This window comes from Saccharothrix texasensis, assembly GCF_003752005.1.
GTDB classification, from domain to species: Bacteria; Actinomycetota; Actinomycetes; order Mycobacteriales; family Pseudonocardiaceae; genus Actinosynnema; species Actinosynnema texasense.
In genome coordinates this window covers 8,605,443-8,621,931 of the sequence record NZ_RJKM01000001.1, presented here as the reverse complement: position 1 = coordinate 8,621,931, position 16,489 = coordinate 8,605,443, and the positions used below count along the sequence as shown (strand labels likewise).

Sequence of the window (16,489 nt, the reverse complement as noted above, 5' to 3'; positions counted from 1 at the left end):
CGAGCGTGTCTTGATCACCGGGGAGGTCCTCGTGGCACGCATCCGCCCGTCCAAGCCGATGGCGGTCTTCGGGGCCGTGGTCGGCGTGGCGATCCTGGTCTTCGGCCTGGTCAACTTCCCGTTGGACCGGCCGTTCATCTGGCTGTGGCTGGCCGTCGGCATCGGCATCGTCGTGTTCAACCTGTGGGCCGCGTTCGGCAAGAACGGCGCGACCCAGATCATCGACGAAGACCGCCGGTAGGGTCAGCCCGCCTGCAGGGCCAGGTACAGGTCCACCCGTTCGGTGAAGTCCGACAGGTTCACGCCCAGCAGGTCCCCGACCCGCCCCACCCGGTACCGCAGGGTGTTCACGTGGACGTGCAGGCGCGCGGCGGCGGTGGTCCACGAGCCGGAGCAGTCGAGGAACACCCGCAGCGTGCCCACGAGGTCCGAGCCGTGCTCGGCGTCGTAGTCCAGCACCGGGCCGAGCAGCCGGCGGCGCAGCGAGCGGCGCAGCTCCTCCGGCACGCCGGCCAGCAGCAGTTGGTGCAGCGCGATCTCCTCCCCCGCCACCACGCACGTCCGCCCGGTCCGCCGCTCGCCCAGCCGCCGGGCGTGCGACGCCTCCTCCGCCGCGCCGCGCAGGCCCGAGTGGCCGACCGGTGACGAGATCCCGACCAGCACCCTGGCCGAGCGCAACCCCGGTTCCACCGCCCGCAGCGCCGACCGCACGCCCTCGGTCCACGCCCCGGACGGCGCGAGCGCGTACACCTCCGCGCCGACGGCGGACACCAGGGACGCCGACGTGACCGACGCCAGCACCTCCTCGACCAGCGCGACGGCCTGCTCCGCCTGCCCCTCCGAGACGGAGGCCGCCAGCACGCGCAGCGGCGCGTCCGGGTCCCACCCGACCGCCGCGATCCGCGCGGCCAGGTCGCCGCCCGCGAACACCTGCCGCAGCAGCGGACCGGCCGCGCGGTTCTCGATCTCCCGGCCCTGCACGACCCGCGCCCGCTCCACCCCGACCAGGCTGGCCAGCTCGGCGGCCACGTCGTCCCGCGTGCGGTCGCCGGACACCACGAGGATCCACGACGTCAGCCGCGAGCCCCCGCGCGCGGACACCGGCAGCAACGTCCGGCCGCGCACCACCCTGGGCAGCCGGTCGGCCAGCAGGAACTCCCGCACCAGCTCCACCGCCTCGGGCAGCTCCGGCCCGGCGACGACGTGACCGGTGCACGACAGCACCCAGCACGGCGCGTCCAGCTCCGCCGCGCCCGCGGCCACCAGCTCGGACAACCCGCCGCCGTCGGCGACCACGGTCAGCAGCCGCCGGTGCCTGCCGAGCAGCGCGCCCGCGTCGCCCACCCGTTCGGCCGCCAGCTCCGAGACCACCCGTTCGGTGATGACCGCGAACGACAGTTCGACCGGCACCTCCAGCAGCGGCACGCCGTGCCGGGCACACGCCTGGACCAGCGCCTCGGGCAGTCCGGCCGCATCGGGCGAACTGGCGGCCAGCGCGGAGACCCCCGCTGCCGCCAGGGACGAGACGAACCGGTCGCAGTCGGCGGCCGTCCGATGCCACAGGAGTCCGGAGAGCACCAGCTCGCCACCGGAGAGGTAGCGGGCCGGGTCGGGCAGCTCGGTGCCGTAGAGCCTGGTCACGGGCCTGTCCAGGGACTCGGCGCCGCCGACGAGGCGCAGCCGGAGCTCCGGCATCCCGAGCAGGCTCCGAACCAGCAACACGGGCGTCCCCTCCCCGTCATCCGGGCGCATTACCTTCGTCCGATCGTGTTTGTAGGAAAGCACAAATCCACTCGCCGTAGGAGCCTGGGATTCAGCCGCACCGCCGTAGCCGACCACCACCCCGGGTCTGTGTACTGGCTCACACACCGCGCACCCCACCCACCGAGGTAGCCGATGGATTTCCTCCGCCCCGCCACCCTCGCCGAGGCGCTGGCCCTCAAGGCGCAGCGCCCGGACGCCGTGCCCATCGCCGGCGGCACGGACGTGATGGTGGAGCTGAACTTCGACCACCGCCGGCCGACCGCCCTGCTCGACCTGACCCGGATCGCCGAGCTCCGCTCCTGGGACGTCGACGGTGAGGACCGCGGCGGCGACGGCGGCACGGTGCGCATCGGCTCCGGTGTCCCGTACACGCGGATCATCGACGAGCTGGGCGACCGCCTGCCCGGGCTGGCGATGGCGTCCCGCACGGTCGGCTCGCCGCAGATCCGCAACCGGGGCACGGTCGGCGGCAACCTCGGCGCCGCCTCGCCCGCCGGTGACACGCACCCCGTGCTGCTCGCCGGCGGCGCCACCGTCGAAGCCGCCTCGACCAGGGGCACCCGGCTGATCCCGGCCACCGGGTTCTACCTGGGCGTGAAGCGCCACGCGCTGGAGCCGGACGAGCTGATCACGGCGATCCACGTGCCGGCCACGCGGGCGCCGCAGCAGTTCGCCAAGGTCGGCACGCGCAACGCCATGGTGATCGCGGTGTGCTCGTTCGCCGTCGCCCTGCACCCGACGCGGCAGCGGGTCGGCGCGGCGGTCGGCAGCGCCGCGCCCACCCCGCGCCGGGCCACGGCCGCCGAGGAGTTCCTGTCCGGCGAGCTGACCGCCACCGGCCAGTGGGACTCGCCGAAACCGCTGCTCGACTCGGTGAAACGGCGGTTCGGCGAGCTCGTGGCGGAGGCCGCGAGCCCCATCGACGACGTGCGCGGCTCGGCCGCGTACCGCAAGCACGCCCTCTCCGTGCTGGCCCGCCGCACGCTCGACTGGGCCTGGCGCGACTACACCGAGGAGGTGGCCTGACCATGCGGGTGAACGTGACGGTGAACGGCGAGCCGAGGCAGGCCGACGACGTGTGGGAGGGCGAGAGCCTGCTGTTCCTGCTGCGCGAGCGGCTGGGGCTGCCCGGGTCGAAGAACGCGTGCGAGCAGGGCGAGTGCGGCTCGTGCACGGTGTACCTGGACGGCACGCCGGTGTGCTCCTGCCTGGTGGCCGCGGGCCAGGTGCAGGACCGCGAGGTCCGGACGGTGGAGGGCCTGGCCGACGGCGATCGGCTCGACCCGGTCCAGGCGGCGTTCGTGGAGGCGGGCGCGGTGCAGTGCGGGTTCTGCACGCCCGGTCTCGTGGTCGCCGCGCACGACCTGCTCGACCGGGTGCCGCGGCCGAGCGACCCGGAGATCCGCGAGGCCCTGGCCGGGAACCTGTGCCGCTGCACCGGGTACGAGAAGATCCTGGACGCCGTGCGCCTGGCCGCGAGCCGCAAGGCGGACCCGGAGGCCGCGACCCGATGACACCGACCATCCTCGACGGCGTCGCGGTGGCCGCGGTGGACGCCGCGGGCACCGAGCACGCGTTCGGCCACGTCGTCGTCGAACACGGCCGGATCACCGCCGTGGGCGCCGGCCAGGCGCCCAGGCCGACCGGCCCGCACACGTGGGTCGACGGCAGCGGCTGCCTGGTCACGCCCGGCCTGGTCAACACCCACCACCACCTCTACCAGTGGGCGACCCGGGGCTTCGCCCAGGACGCCACCCTGTTCGAGTGGCTGACCACCCTGTACCCGGTGTGGCGCGGCCTGGACGCCGAGATCACGCACTCGGCGGCCTCCGCCGGGCTGGCGAGGCTCGCGACGACCGGGTGCACGACCGCCGCCGACCACCACTACGTCTACCCGCGCGACGGCGGCGACCAGTTCGCCGCCCTGGTCGAGGCCGGCCGGCGCATCGGTGTCCGCCTGCACGCCGTCCGCGGTTCGATGGACCGCGGCCGGTCGCACGGCGGCCTGCCGCCGGACAACCTGGTCGAGGACACCGAGGTCGCGCTCGTCGCCACCGAACAGGCCGTGAACGACCACCACGACCCGGGCCCGGACGCGCTGACCCGGGTCGCCGTCGGGCCGTGCTCGCCGTTCTCGGTCAGCGCCGAGCTGATGACCGGCGCGGCGGAACTGGCCCGCGCCAAGGGCGTCCGGCTGCACACCCACCTCGCCGAGACCGTCGACGAAGAGGACCAGTGCCGGGCCGAGTACGGCTGCACGCCCACCGAGTACGCCGAACGCCTCGGCTGGCTCGGTGACGACGTGTGGCTCGCGCACACCGTGCACCTGTCGCCCGACGCGGTGAAGCGGCTGGGCGCGACCGGCACCGGCAGCGCCCACTGCCCCACCTCCAACGGCCGGCTCGGCACCGGCATCGCCCCGGTCCGCGACCTGCTCGACGCGGGCGCCCCGGTCGGCCTCGGGGTGGACGGCGCGGCGTCCAACGAGTCCGGTGGGATGGTCGAGGAGCTGCGCCAGGCCCTGGTGCAGGCCAGGCAGCGCGGCGGTCCCAAGGCGCTGGACGTCCGCCGGGCGCTGTGGCTGGGCACCATGGGCGGCGCGCGCTGCCTCGGACGTGACCGGGAGATCGGCTCGATCGAACCGGGCAAGCTCGCCGACCTGGCCGTGTGGCGGCTCGACGGTCTCGACCACGCCGGCATCGACGACCCGGTGGCCGCCTTGGTGCTCGGGCCGCAGCCGACGCTGAAGCTCCTGCTGGTGGGCGGCCGGACCGTGGTGGACGACGGCGAGCTGCGCACCGCCTCCGAGACCGAGCTCGCGCGCGACCTGCGCGCCGCCGCCGAGCGACTGAAGGGGACGCGATGAGCCTCACCCCGGCCGAACTGACCTCCGCCGTGTCCGGTGGCGTCGGCTCCAGCCCGCAGCGGCCCGACGGGAACCTCAAGGTGCGCGGCGAGTTCGCCTACGCCTCGGACCTGTGGCACGAGGACATGATCTGGGGCGCGACCCTGCGCAGCCCGCACCCCTACGCGCGGATCGTCTCGATCGACCTGACGGAGGCGCTCCGGGTGCCCGGGGTGCACGCCGTGCTCACGCACGAGGACGTGCCCGGCCGCAACCGGTACGGGTTGGAGCACAAGGACCAACCCGTGCTCGCCGAGGACATCGTCCGCTACCAGGGCGAACCGGTCGCGCTCGTCGGCGCGGACCACCCGGAGACCGCGCAGCGCGCCATGAAGCGCATCAAGGTGCGGTACGAGGTGCTCACGCCCGTCGTGGACATGGAGACGGCGGTCGACGACACGCCGCTGCACCCCGGCGGCAACCTCGTGCGGCACGTGCCCGTGCGGCGGGGCGACCAGCACGCCGAGGCCGAGGTCGTGGTCACCGGCCGGTACGAGGTCGGGATGCAGGACCAGGCGTTCCTCGGGCCCGAGTCCGGTCTGGCCGTGCCCGCCGAGGACGGCGGCGTCGACCTCTACATCGCCACCCAGTGGCTGCACGTCGACCAGGGTCAGGTCGCGGCGGCCCTCGGCATGCCGCTGGAGCGGGTGCGGCTGACGCTGTCCGGTGTCGGCGGCGCGTTCGGCGGGCGCGAGGACCTGTCCATGCAGGTGCACGCGTGCCTGCTGGCGCTGCGCACGGGCAAGCCGACCAAGATGGTCTACAACCGCGAGGAGTCGTTCTACGGGCACGTGCACCGGCACCCGGCGGTGCTGTACTACGAGCACGGCGCGGACCGCACGGGCAAGCTCGTGTACGTCCGGGCCCGCATCCACCTCGACGGCGGCGCCTACGCCTCCAGCACCCCCGCCGTGGTGGCGAACGCGGCCACGCTCGGCGTCGGCCCCTACGACGTCGACAACGTGACGGTCGACTGCTGGGGCGTCTTCACGAACAACCCGCCGTGCGGCGCGATGCGCGGGTTCGGCGCCGTGCAGGCCGCTTTCGCCTACGAGTCCCAGATGGACAAGCTCGCCGAGGCGCTGGGCATGGACCCGGTCGACGTGCGGATCGTCAACGCGATGAGCGAGGGCTCGGTCATGCCGACCGGGCAGGTGGTCGACTCGGCCGCGCCCGTCGCGCGGTTGCTGAAGCTGGTGAAGGACAAGCCGATGCCGCCGGCGGCGACCGCGGTCGACCTGCGCGACATGCCCGGCGGCGTCTCCAACACCACGCACGGCGAAGGCGTGGTGCGCGGCGTGGGCTACGCCGTGGGCATCAAGAACATCTGCTTCTCCGAAGGCTACGACGACTACTCCACCGCCCGGGTGCGCTTGCAGGTCATCAACGGCGAACCGGCCGCGCTGGCGCACACCGCCGCGGCCGAGGTCGGGCAGGGCCTGGTGACGGTCATGCAGCAGATCGTGCGCACCGAGCTGGGCGTGGAGCGGGTGACGATCCTGCCGATGGACACCAGCATCGGCAACGGCGGCTCCACCTCCGCTTCCCGCCAGACCTACGTCACCGGCGGCGCGGTGAAGGCCGCGTGCGCGGCCGTGCGGGAGAAGCTGGCCGAGCTCGCCGGCGGCCGCGACCCGGCCACCGCGGACCTGGCCGGACTGCTGGGCGACGACGTGATCGACGAGACGGTGGAGTGGCGGCACCGCGCCACCGAGCCCATCGACCCCGAGACCGGGCAGGGCAACGCCCACGTGCAGTACGGGTTCGCCGCGCACCGCGCCGTGGTGGACGTGGACGTGGAGCTCGGCCTGGTGAAGGTGGTCGAGCTCGACTGCGCGCAGGACGTCGGCAAGGCGCTCAACCCGCAGGCCGTGCTCGGCCAGATCCAGGGCGGCTCGGCGCAGGGCCTCGGCCTCGCGGTGATGGAGGAGATCCAGACCGAGGGCGGCAAGGTGCGCAACCCGTCGTTCACCGACTACCTCATCCCGACCGTGCTCGACATGCCGCCGATGAGCATCGACGTGCTGGAGCTCGCCGACCCGAACGCGCCGTACGGTGTGCGGGGCGTCGGCGAGCCGCCCACCATCTCGTCCACCCCGGCCATCGTCGCGGCCATCCGCGCCGCCACCGGTCTCGCCCTGACCCGGGTGCCCGTGCGACCGGAGCACATCACCGGCACCTGACCCCCCGCGCAGGCCCCGCACCGATCGACGCAGTCGCCACGGCCGCCGTGGCGCGCACGCGCACGCCCCGAGGAGCACCCCATGACCACGTCCGTGTCCCCCGACCACGCCTGGCTGCGCGAGTCGATCGACCTCGCGACCCGCAACGTCGCCGCCGGCGGCGGCCCGTTCGGCGCGGTGGTCGTCCGGGCAGGCGAGGTGATCGCCACCGGCACCAACCAGGTCACCACGGCACTGGACCCCACCGCGCACGCCGAGGTGGTCGCCATCCGGGCGGCGTGCCGGGTCGTCGGCGACTTCCGGCTCACCGGTTGCGCGCTCGTCTCGTCCTGCGAGCCGTGCCCGCTGTGCCTGGCCGCGGCGCTGTGGGCGCGGGTGGACCGGGTCGTCTACGCCGCCGACCGGCACGACGCCGCCGCGGCCGGGTTCGACGACCGCGAGTTCCACGAGCTGTTCGGCCGGCCGCGCGAGACGTGGAGCCTGCCGGTGCACCAGGTCGCCACGGGCGAGGACACCGCGCCGTTCGCCGCGTGGCTGTCCCGGCCCGACCGCGTCGACTACTAGCACCCCCGAGCCGGCACCCCCGAGCGGACCACCCGACGCGATCGACGACCGGCTCGCCCACGCGGCCGACGGTCAGGAGCCCAGCAGCCCCCGCTCGTAGGCCACCGCGACGGCGGCGGCGCGGTCCTTCACGCCCAGCTTGGCGTAGACGTGCACCAGGTGCGTCTTCACGGTGGCCTCGCTGATGAAGAGCTTCGCCGCCGCCTCGCGGTTCGTGCACCCCCGGGCGATCAGGCCCAGCACCTCCACCTCGCGGTCGCTCAGCGGCTCCGCCACCGGCTGCCGCACCTGACCCACGAGCCGCGTCGCCACGGACGGTGACAGCACCGCCTCCCCCCTGGCCGCCGAACGCACCGCCCGGAACAGCTCGTCACGTGGCGTGTCCTTCAGGAGGTACCCCGTGGCGCCGGCCTTGATCGCGGGCAGCACGTCGCTGTCCGTGTCGTACGTAGTCAGCACCAGCACCCTGGTCGGGAAGCCGCGCAGCCGTTCTGTGGCCGTGACACCGTCCACGCCGGGCATCCGCAGGTCCATCAGCACGACGTCCGGCCGCAGCGCCCGCACCACGGTCACCGCCTCCCCGCCGTCCGCCGCCTCCCCCACCACGTCCACGTCGCCGGCGCCCGCCAGCATCCCGCGCAGCCCGTCGCGCACGACGGGGTGGTCGTCCACGATCACCACGCGGATCACGGCGCCACCTCGGCGGGGATCGCGGGCACCGACGCGGACACCGCCGTGCCGCCGCCCGGCTCCGACTCCACGATCAGCGCGCCCGCCAGGCGCGACACCCGCTGGCGCATGCCGACCAGCCCGAACCCGTCCGTCCTCACCTCCGGGTCGAACCCCGCGCCGTCGTCGCGCACGTCCAACGTCACCACGTCCTCCATGTACGACAACGTCAACCCGACCCGGGTGGCGCGCGCGTGCTTGGCGACGTTCGACAGCGCCTCCTGCGCGGCACGCAGCAACGTCACCTCGACCTCGGGGTGCAGGGGCCGCGCCGCACCCGTCGTGCTGATCGAGGCCGCCACCCCGGTCTGGTCCGTCCACCCCGCCGTGACCTCGGCCAACGCGTCCGGCAGGTTCGCGTCCACCAGCGCGGGCGGGCGCAGGGCGTGCACCGAGCGGCGGGCCTCGGCCAGGTTCTCCCGGGCCAGCCGCAACGCCGTCTCGACGTGCCGCGGCGGGTTCTCGTCCGCCTGGAGCTGCGTGATGATGCCGGCGAAGCCCTGGGCGAGGGTGTCGTGGATCTCCCGCGCCAACCGCTGCCGCTCGTCCAGCACGCCCGCCTCGTGCGCCTGGATCAGCAGCTGGGCGTGCAGGCCGGCGTTCTCCCGCATCATCGCCGCCATCTCGGCGACCATCTCCTTGCGGCGCCGGGACTGCTCGGAGGTGACGTGGCCGACCGTGGTGAACGTGCAGGCGATGATCACGATGAACACCACGATGATCAGGTACACCAGGATCGGCCCGAGCTCCGCCGGCGGGAAGCCGCCGTACAGCGAGGTCGCCGCGAGGACGCCGGTGGCCGACACCCCGACGAGCTTCCACCGGCCGGGCAGCACGTCGATGGCGTAGATGTACCCGGCGAAGGAGAAGAACCCGAACAGCGGGTCGCGCAGCCCCAGCAGCGCGTAGGACACCAGGACGCCGACGAAGAACAAGGTCATCAGGCCGGTCCGGGAGCGCCAGCCCGGGTGCAGGGTGTACCACCAGAGCATCCACAGGGCGGTCACCGCCGCGATGCCGACGTTGACCGCCCTGGTCGGCCCGGGGTCCGTCCCCACCACCAGGTACACGACGGTCGTCAGCACCAGGACGAAGTACGGGATGGCGTGCCCGGCGACGTTCAGCCGCCGCTCCCACGTGTCCAGCACGTCCATCGCGCGCACCCCTACTCCCAGCGGAACGACTTCGCCGCGACGGTACCCGCCGCCACCGTGACCAGGGCCAGCACGCCGAGGTGCGCCGGGTCCGGCGCGACGCCCAGCCACGACTGCTGCAACGCCTCGACGCCCGGCGGCAGGTAGGCGCCGACGGCGTTGAGGAAGTCCGGCAGCAGGAACCTCGGCAGGTACACGCCGCCGAAGAACATGACCAGCATGAACACCACGGTCGCCCACCCGCCGGCGGACCTCGCGTTCGGCGCCCAGGCCGCGACCAGCAGGCCGATCGCGGACAGTGACGACATCCCGAGCAGGAACGTCACCAGGAACCAGAACGGGTGGTGCGGCAGGTCGATGCCGAACACCGTCCGGGACACGACCGCGAGCAGCGCCACCGAGATCACGCCCGCGATCAGGTTGACGAGCACCTGCGCCACCAGCAGGCGCGCCGGGTGGACCGGGGTGGTGGAGAAGCGGCGCAGCACCCCCTTCTCGCGGTAGGTGGCGACCGTGGCGGGCAGCTTGTTCAGGCCGAGGAACGCCAGCGTGGTCACGACCAGCGACGACATGAAGGCGTCGATGAACCGCTGGTCGCCGAAGTTCGGGTCGGGGGTGCGCAGCGCGGGGATCGCGCCGAGCACCAGCAGCAGGATGGTCGGGAAGAGGACGGCGAACACGACCATGCTCGGTTCGCGCAGGAACAGCTTCCACTCGGTGTTGACGATCTTCAGCATGTCTGCTGCTCCGTGAGCGCGCGGCCGGTGAGGCGGATGAAGGCGTCGTCCAGGCCGGCCTGCTCGATGCGCAGGTCGGCGGCGACGATCTGGTTGCGGGCGAGGACGGACGTGACGGCGTGCAGCAGGTTGCCGGTGCCGGTCACGACGAGCTGCGGGCCGTGCTTCTCGACGCCGGAGACCTCGGGCAGCTCTTCGAGCAGCCGAACGTCCAGCGGCGCGGTCGGCCGGAACCGGACCCGCTGCTCACCGTCCACCCGGGACACGAGGCCGGCGGGGGTGTCGACCGCGACCAGCTTGCCCGCGTCGATCACCGCGATCCGGTCGCACAGCCGCTCGGCCTCCTCCATGAAGTGGGTGACCAGCACGACCGTGACGCCGGCGTCGCGGATCTGCTCGACCAGGCTCCACGTGTCGCGGCGGGCCTGCGGGTCGAGGCCCGTGGTGAGCTCGTCCAGCACCGCGACCTTCGGCTTGCCGATCAGCGCCAACGCGATGGAGACGCGCTGCTTCTGACCGCCGGAGAGCTTGCGGTACTCGGTCTTGGCGCGATCGGCCAGGCCGAGGCGTGCCAGCAGCTCCCGCCAGTCGGCCGGGTCGCGGTAGAAGGACGCGTACAGGTCCAGCGCCTCGCCGACCCGGATGCGGTCGGGCAGCTCGCTCTGCTGCAGCTGCGCGCCGAGCCGGGTGCGCAGCTCCGCCCGGTCGCGTCGCGGGTCCAGGCCGTCGACGCGGATCGTGCCGCCGTCCGGGGTGCGCAAGCCCTCCACGCACTCCACGGTCGTGGTCTTCCCCGCCCCGTTCGGGCCGAGGATCCCGAAGATCTCCCCCTCGTCGACGGTGAACGAGACACCGTCCACCGCGACCTTCCGGTCGTAGGTCTTGACGAGGTCGACCACCTCGATGATTGCCATGCCACAAGCGTCGTCGGCGGGGCGGCCGAGCGGATCACACGGCGGGCCACACCTCGCATCAACCGATCGGTTGATCTTCCCGTAGACCACCCCGATCCGCCCTCAGGGTGCACCCGGGCGTTCAACTCGGGGGTCGTGGACGTAGGACACGCACGTTCGGAACGTAGGACACGCGCGTTCGGAACGCAGGACACGCGCGGTCAGGGGATGGTGATCGCCCTCATCCGGTCGATCTCGTCGGTCTGGGACACGGAGACGTCGTTGGCCATCTCCTCGACCCGCACGTCGGTGCCCGAGGACAGCACCTCGATCGCCATCCGCACGGCGCCCTCGTGGTGGGCGATCATCAGCTGGAGGAAGAGCCGGTCGAAGTCCGCGCCGCGGGCCGCCGCCAGCGCGGCCAGCTGCTCGTCGGTGGCCATGCCGGGCATCGAGCGGTGGTCGACCTCCGGCAGGGTGGCGCCGTGGCCGTGCGCGGGCGCGTCCTCGGCGTACTGCCGCTGCCACTGCTCCATCGCGGCGATCTCCGGGCCCTGCGTGTCGTGGATCCGCGACGCCAGGCCGCGCACGGTCTCGTTCTGCGCGCGTTCCGGCGCCAGCGCGGTCATCTCCAGCGCCTGCTGGTGGTGCACGATCATCGAGGCCACGTACCGGAGGTCCGCCTCGCTCGGCGCGACCCACCGATCGGTGCCGAAATCCTCCGGAGCCAGTGTCTGCGCTTGCTCACCGGGACCTTGCGGCGCGATGATCGGAGGCTGGTCGTCCGCCTGGGACGTACACCCCGCGAGGACGGCCACCAGCACCGCGACGAACAAGATCCGCATCCCGCTACCCCCTAGACCTCCGGTCGGCGTCAACGTACCCGGCCGTTCCACCAGCCGGAAGCCAGAAAATTTCCGACGATCGGGTCTGGTACTTAGCCAAGCGAACGGGTGATACTGCGGGCCCTGCAGTGGGTTGGAAGGGGAACCTGAAGTGGAAGCACGCGATGTGACCCGGCGGCGCAGAACGCCGGCGGCGGTCTTGGGGGCGTTCGCGCTGAGCCTGTCGGTCGTGGCCTGGGCGCCGCAGGCGACCGCCGCGCCGGACGACGCCGACCTGGCCGGGCTGTCCGAGACCCAGCTGTCGAGCCAGGAGCAGCCGGCCGCCGGCATCCCGGGCGTCGACGAGATCCGCAACAGCCGCAACGTCAAGCACCTGGCGAACCTGCCGAAGCCGGCGCCGTTCACCGCCTCGTCCACGTGGTCCGACCTGGCGTTCCAGAACGGCTACGCCTTCGACGGCAACTACGACGGCTTCGTCGTCTACGACGTGCGCAACCCGCGCAAGCCGGCCATCGTGAGCACGGTGTGGTGCCCGGGTTCGCAGAACGACATCTCGGTCAAGGACAACCTGCTCTTCCTGTCCACCGACTCGTCGCGCAGCGACAACTCCTGCGCCAGCACGCCGCTCTCCGCGACCAACAAGGACGCGTGGGAGGGCATCAAGATCTTCGACATCAGCGACAAGAAGAACCCGAAGTACGTCGCCGCGGTCGAGACCAAGTGCGGTTCGCACACGCACACGATGGTGCCGGACAAGAAGGGCAAGAACGCCTACCTGTACGTCTCGTCGTACGGTCCCAACGACACCTTCCCCGACTGCAAGACGCCGCACGACCTGATCAGCATCGTCAAGGTGCCGCTGAAGGACCCGGCGTCGGCCTCCGTGCTGTCGGAGACGGTGCTGTTCCCGGACGGCGGCAACCCCGGCCGTGACGGCACGGTCGAGGAGGGCTACGTCCGCGCCACCTCCGGCTGCCACGACATCACCGTGTACCCGTCGAAGGACCTCGCGGCCGGCGCCTGCATGGGTGACGGCGTGCTGTGGGACATCTCCGACCGGGAGAAGCCCCGCGAGATCAGCCGCGTCCAGGACAACGTGAACTTCGCGTTCTGGCACTCGGCCACCTTCAACAACGCCGGCACCAAGGTCGTCTTCACCGACGAGCTCGGCGGCGGCGGCGCGCCGACCTGCAACGAGAAGATCGGCCCGACCCGCGGCGCGGACGGCATCTACGACATCACCGGTCGTGGTGACAACCGCAAGCTGGAGTTCCGCTCGTACTACAAGATCTCCCGGACCCAGGGCGACACGGAGAACTGCGTGGCGCACAACGGCTCGCTGATCCCCGTCCAGGGCCGCGACATCATGGTGCAGGCGTGGTACCAGGGCGGCATCTCGATCTGGGACTTCACCGACTCCCGCAACCCGAAGGAGATCGGCTGGTTCGAGCGCGGCCCGCTGCCCGACGGCGCGGGCGGCGGCTCGTGGTCGGCGTACTACTACAACGGCTACATCTTCTCGTCCGACATGGCCAAGGGCTTCGACGTCCTCGACATCCGCGACCCGCGGACGGCGACCGGCAAGCTCGTCCGCGTCGGCGAGTTGAACGTGCAGACGCAGGGCTCGTACCGGGACCTGTTCCCGCGCTAGTCCGGACGGTCTGACCGTCGTGACACCAGGAGGGCCCGCCGCGCACCAGCGGCGGGCCCTTCGCTCATCCGACGGCGGTCGCCTCGCCCACCCGGTGGCGCGCCACTTCGCCCGCCCGGCGGACGCGCACCCTGCATATTCCCCTTTTAACACCGCATTCCCAAGGCCCGGTACTCCTTGCCGGTGAATTCGCCCGCGGTCACCCGCACCCCGCGTAGGATCGAAACCGATTCCTCTTCACGAATTCCTCGCGAGGAGTATTCCCATGCCGGACATGACCCTCTACCGGGGTGAGCGCGACAATGTCTGGCCGGCCCCCGCGGTGCGCCTCATCTGGGGTGGCATGACCATTCGCGACCCGTGGCCGGGCGCCCGCCTGCCGAACCAGACGGCCACCGGCGCGTGGTCGGCGCTGTCCCGGGCGATCAGCACCGGCGGCGGCGACCTGGCGGCGTTCTCCCGCACCCTGCGCACGGCGGGCGTGTCCTACGGCCTGACCTTCGGCCGGACGCCCGTGCCCGTCGACCCGGACTGCGACCACCACTACGTGGTCACCATCCACCACGCCCGCACGTTCCTGCTGCGCTACGGCGGCGTGGGCGGGTGGGCGCTCGGCGACGAGGTGCCGTGGGCGACCGACCTGACCGCGGCCGACCAGGACTACGTGGTGCTGAACGGCCCGAGCGCGAGCCGGTCGACGGTGTTGGGCTACGGCCATTTCGCCGACCGGCCGGAAGTCACCTTGTTCACCGATGTGCCGACCACTTGGGTGACTTCCGTGGACGGCCGGCCGATCGGCCCGCACGGGGTGCGCGTTCTGACCGATTCGGCGCTTTCCGACGACGAGCGGATCAGGTTGACGAAATTGCGCCGGCCGTAGCGCGCCGACCGGAGACCACCAGCGCCACGAGCGCGACGAGCACGATCGCGACGGCGTGGACCGGCGCGGGCGTGAACGTCACGGCGAGCACGAGCACGGCGGCGGTCGGGAACGCCCAGAGCTCCGCTCCGCGTCGGGCCGGGCGCACCTGGAGCAGCCACACGACGACCAGGAACACCGCCACCGGCACCGTGGTGGCCAGCCCCGCGCCGAGCGCCGGCAGGTGCGCGACGTGCAGGTCGTGGTCGACCGCGACCTCGAGCCCCGCCCCGACCGCCGCCGCCGAGGCGAACACCAGGTAGTGGCCGTAACCCCAGGCGAACGCCCGCGCGGAGGTCTCGAGCAGGTGGTGCGCGGGGTAGTCGAAGTAGAGCCACCACATCGCGAACACGATCACCAGGCCCGCCACCGCGAGCGAGATCAGCGCGAAGCTCGCGTGACCGGCGTCCAGGGCCGCGCCGATCGCGCCGGTCGCGGCGAGGATCGACTCACCCAGCACGATCAGCGTGAACAGCCCGTAGCGCTCCACGACGTGGTGCGGGTGCCACGTCGTCCGGCCGGCGCGCTCGGCCCAGACCGGCACCGCGAGCTCGGCCACCACCATCACCAGGAAGCCGGCCACGAACAGCTCGTCGGGCAGCAGCAGCCGTGCGACCCAGCCGACCTGCACCACCGTGATGCCGACGGCGTACCGCCGGGCGCACGCCCTGCGCTCGGCGTCGGCGCTCGCCGCGCGCAGCCACTGCGCCACCATCGCCAGCCGCATGACCACGTACCCGATCGTGATCACCGTGTAGTCCGAGTGGTCGAACGCCCGGGGCACGCCCGCCGCCAGCACCAGCACGCCGCCGACCTGCACCAGGGTGGTGAGGCGGTACGGCACGTCGTCGGTGTCGTAGGCGGACGCGAACCAGGTGAAGTTCAGCCAGCCCCACCAGATCGCGAAGAACACCAGCAGGTAGCCGAGCACCCCCGAGCCGATGTGGTCCTCCGCCAGCGCGTGGTGCAGCTTCGCCGCCGCCGACGCGACCGCCACCACGAAGCTCAGGTCGAACAGCAGCTCCAGCGGTGTGGCCGCCCGGTGGTCCTCATCGGACCGCCGGGCCGTCATCCGCCGGTACAACGTCGTCATGGTGGCATCATGCCCCGACCACCATGAGCCTGCCGCCCCCGAGGTCCAGCGCGACCGCCGTGCCGGGCGGGAAGTCGGCCGCGCGGCCGGACGGCTGGTCGACCCGCACCACCTGGTCGTCGCCGTCGAGCCGCACGGACAGCCTGGTCACCGGCCCGAGGAAGCTCTGCGCGAGCACGGCGCCGGTCAGCGCGCCGTCGGCCTGGCCGGGGTGCGGCGCGATGCCGATGTCCTCCGGCCGCACGATGACCTCGACCTCGCCGGTCAGCCCGTCGGCCGCGGCGGTGTCCAGCCGGTGGGCGCCCACCCGCACGCCACCGGCCTCGGCGGTGCCGCGCACCGCGTTCGTCACGCCGACGAACCGCGCCACGAACGCCGACGCGGGCTCCCGGTACACGACCGCCGGCGTGTCGAGCTGCTCCAGCCTGCCCTGGGACATCACGCCGACCCGGTCGGAGACGGCCAGCGCCTCCTCCTGGTCGTGCGTGACGAACAACGTGGTCATGCCCAGCTCGGTCTGGATGCGCCGGATCTCGTCCCGCAGGTTCACCCGCACCTTGGCGTCCAGCGCGGACAGCGGCTCGTCCAGCAGCAGCACCCGCGGCTGGATCGCCAGCGCGCGGGCCAGCGCCACGCGTTGCTGCTGGCCGCCGGAGAGCTGGTGCGGGTACCGCTTGCCCAGGTGGGCGAGCCCGACCAGCTCCAGCAGCTCGGCGACCCGGCCCGCCCGGTCCGGCGCCTTGCGCAGCCGCGGGCCGAACGCCACGTTCTGCGTCACGGTCATGTTCGGGAACAGGCTGTAGGCCTGGAACACCATGCCCATGTCGCGCTTGTTCGCGGGCACGCGGGTGATGTCGCGCCCGTCCACCAGGACGGCGCCCGAGTCGGCCGTCTCGAACCCGGCGACGATGCGCAGCGCGGTCGTCTTGCCGCAGCCGCTCGGCCCGAGCAGGCTCACCAGTTCGCCCTCGGCGAGTTCCAGGTCGAGCCCGTCGAGCGCGCTCTGGCCGCCGAACGACTTGCGCAGCCCGTCCAGTCGCAGGTAACCCATG

16 protein-coding genes are annotated in these 16,489 nt (G+C 72.6%); 8 read left to right on the top strand and 8 right to left on the bottom strand.

Going from position 1 to position 16,489, the window contains the following annotated elements; genetic code table 11:
- Positions 1–31 precede the first annotated feature (31 nt).
- A complete protein-coding gene (locus EDD40_RS38460) occupies positions 32–241 on the top strand; it encodes a hypothetical protein (protein ID WP_246038203.1) in 210 nt (69 codons plus the stop codon).
- Positions 242–243: 2 nt separating this feature from the next.
- On the opposite strand, the gene EDD40_RS38455 is transcribed toward EDD40_RS38460, so the two are convergent.
- Positions 244–1,722: a PucR family transcriptional regulator gene (locus EDD40_RS38455; protein ID WP_123747237.1), complete on the bottom strand. Its 1,479-nt coding sequence runs from the start codon at positions 1,720–1,722 to the stop codon at positions 244–246.
- Between the two features lie 174 nt (positions 1,723–1,896).
- On the opposite strand from EDD40_RS38455, the gene EDD40_RS38450 reads away from it, so the two are divergent.
- The 5 genes from EDD40_RS38450 (at position 1,897) to EDD40_RS38430 (ending at position 7,416) form a co-directional block, all read left to right on the top strand.
- Complete coding sequence (locus EDD40_RS38450) at positions 1,897–2,790, top strand: FAD binding domain-containing protein (RefSeq protein WP_123747236.1); 894 nt, start codon at positions 1,897–1,899, stop codon at positions 2,788–2,790.
- Between the two features lie 2 nt (positions 2,791–2,792).
- The gene (locus tag EDD40_RS38445; protein WP_123747235.1) at positions 2,793–3,278 is read left to right on the top strand and encodes a (2Fe-2S)-binding protein; all 486 of its coding nucleotides are present in this window, start codon (positions 2,793–2,795) and stop codon (positions 3,276–3,278) included.
- Positions 3,275–4,630, top strand: coding sequence for an 8-oxoguanine deaminase (locus EDD40_RS38440; protein WP_123747234.1), 1,356 nt, complete (start codon positions 3,275–3,277; stop codon positions 4,628–4,630). The genes EDD40_RS38445 and EDD40_RS38440 overlap by 4 nt, the downstream gene beginning before the upstream one ends.
- On the top strand, positions 4,627–6,852 hold the full coding sequence (locus EDD40_RS38435) for a molybdopterin cofactor-binding domain-containing protein (protein ID WP_123747233.1): 2,226 nt from the start codon (positions 4,627–4,629) through the stop codon (positions 6,850–6,852). The genes EDD40_RS38440 and EDD40_RS38435 overlap by 4 nt, the downstream gene beginning before the upstream one ends.
- Before the next feature lie 81 nt (positions 6,853–6,933).
- The gene (locus EDD40_RS38430; protein WP_123747232.1) at positions 6,934–7,416 is read left to right on the top strand and encodes a nucleoside deaminase; all 483 of its coding nucleotides are present in this window, start codon (positions 6,934–6,936) and stop codon (positions 7,414–7,416) included.
- A gap of 72 nt (positions 7,417–7,488) precedes the next feature.
- Here the strand turns inward: EDD40_RS38430 and EDD40_RS38425 are convergent, their stop codons facing one another.
- The 5 genes from EDD40_RS38425 to EDD40_RS38405 form a co-directional block, all read right to left on the bottom strand.
- On the bottom strand, positions 7,489–8,106 hold the full coding sequence (locus EDD40_RS38425) for a response regulator (protein WP_123747231.1): 618 nt from the start codon (positions 8,104–8,106) through the stop codon (positions 7,489–7,491).
- A complete protein-coding gene (locus tag EDD40_RS38420; protein WP_123748598.1) occupies positions 8,103–9,299 on the bottom strand; it encodes a sensor histidine kinase in 1,197 nt (398 codons plus the stop codon). The genes EDD40_RS38425 and EDD40_RS38420 overlap by 4 nt, the downstream gene beginning before the upstream one ends.
- 11 nt (positions 9,300–9,310) lie before the next feature.
- Positions 9,311–10,036, bottom strand: coding sequence for an ABC transporter permease (locus EDD40_RS38415; RefSeq protein WP_123747230.1), 726 nt, complete (start codon positions 10,034–10,036; stop codon positions 9,311–9,313).
- Positions 10,030–10,950 carry an ABC transporter ATP-binding protein gene (locus EDD40_RS38410; protein WP_123747229.1) on the bottom strand — a complete coding sequence of 307 codons (921 nt, stop codon included), beginning with the start codon at positions 10,948–10,950 and terminating at the stop codon, positions 10,030–10,032. Before EDD40_RS38410 ends, EDD40_RS38415 begins: the two co-directional genes overlap by 7 nt.
- A 200-nt stretch (positions 10,951–11,150) precedes the next feature.
- Positions 11,151–11,774: a DUF305 domain-containing protein gene (locus tag EDD40_RS38405; protein ID WP_123747228.1), complete on the bottom strand. Its 624-nt coding sequence runs from the start codon at positions 11,772–11,774 to the stop codon at positions 11,151–11,153.
- A 151-nt stretch (positions 11,775–11,925) separates the two neighbouring features.
- Between EDD40_RS38405 and EDD40_RS38400 the strand changes: the two genes are divergently transcribed.
- Both EDD40_RS38400 and EDD40_RS38395 read left to right on the top strand, forming a co-directional pair.
- Positions 11,926–13,425: an LVIVD repeat-containing protein gene (locus EDD40_RS38400; RefSeq protein WP_123747227.1), complete on the top strand. Its 1,500-nt coding sequence runs from the start codon at positions 11,926–11,928 to the stop codon at positions 13,423–13,425.
- A 265-nt stretch (positions 13,426–13,690) separates the two neighbouring features.
- A complete protein-coding gene (locus EDD40_RS38395) occupies positions 13,691–14,305 on the top strand; it encodes a hypothetical protein (protein ID WP_123747226.1) in 615 nt (204 codons plus the stop codon).
- On the opposite strand, the gene EDD40_RS38390 is transcribed toward EDD40_RS38395, so the two are convergent.
- Together EDD40_RS38390 and EDD40_RS38385 are read right to left on the bottom strand one after the other, a co-directional pair.
- Positions 14,277–15,437 (bottom strand): low temperature requirement protein A, encoded by a 1,161-nt coding sequence (locus tag EDD40_RS38390; protein WP_123747225.1) that lies wholly within the window; start codon positions 15,435–15,437, stop codon positions 14,277–14,279. The two genes, EDD40_RS38395 and EDD40_RS38390, sit on opposite strands and share 29 nt — an antisense overlap.
- 7 nt (positions 15,438–15,444) lie before the next feature.
- Positions 15,445–16,488 carry an ABC transporter ATP-binding protein gene (locus tag EDD40_RS38385; RefSeq protein ID WP_123747224.1) on the bottom strand — a complete coding sequence of 348 codons (1,044 nt, stop codon included), beginning with the start codon at positions 16,486–16,488 and terminating at the stop codon, positions 15,445–15,447.
- Position 16,489 lies beyond the last annotated feature (1 nt).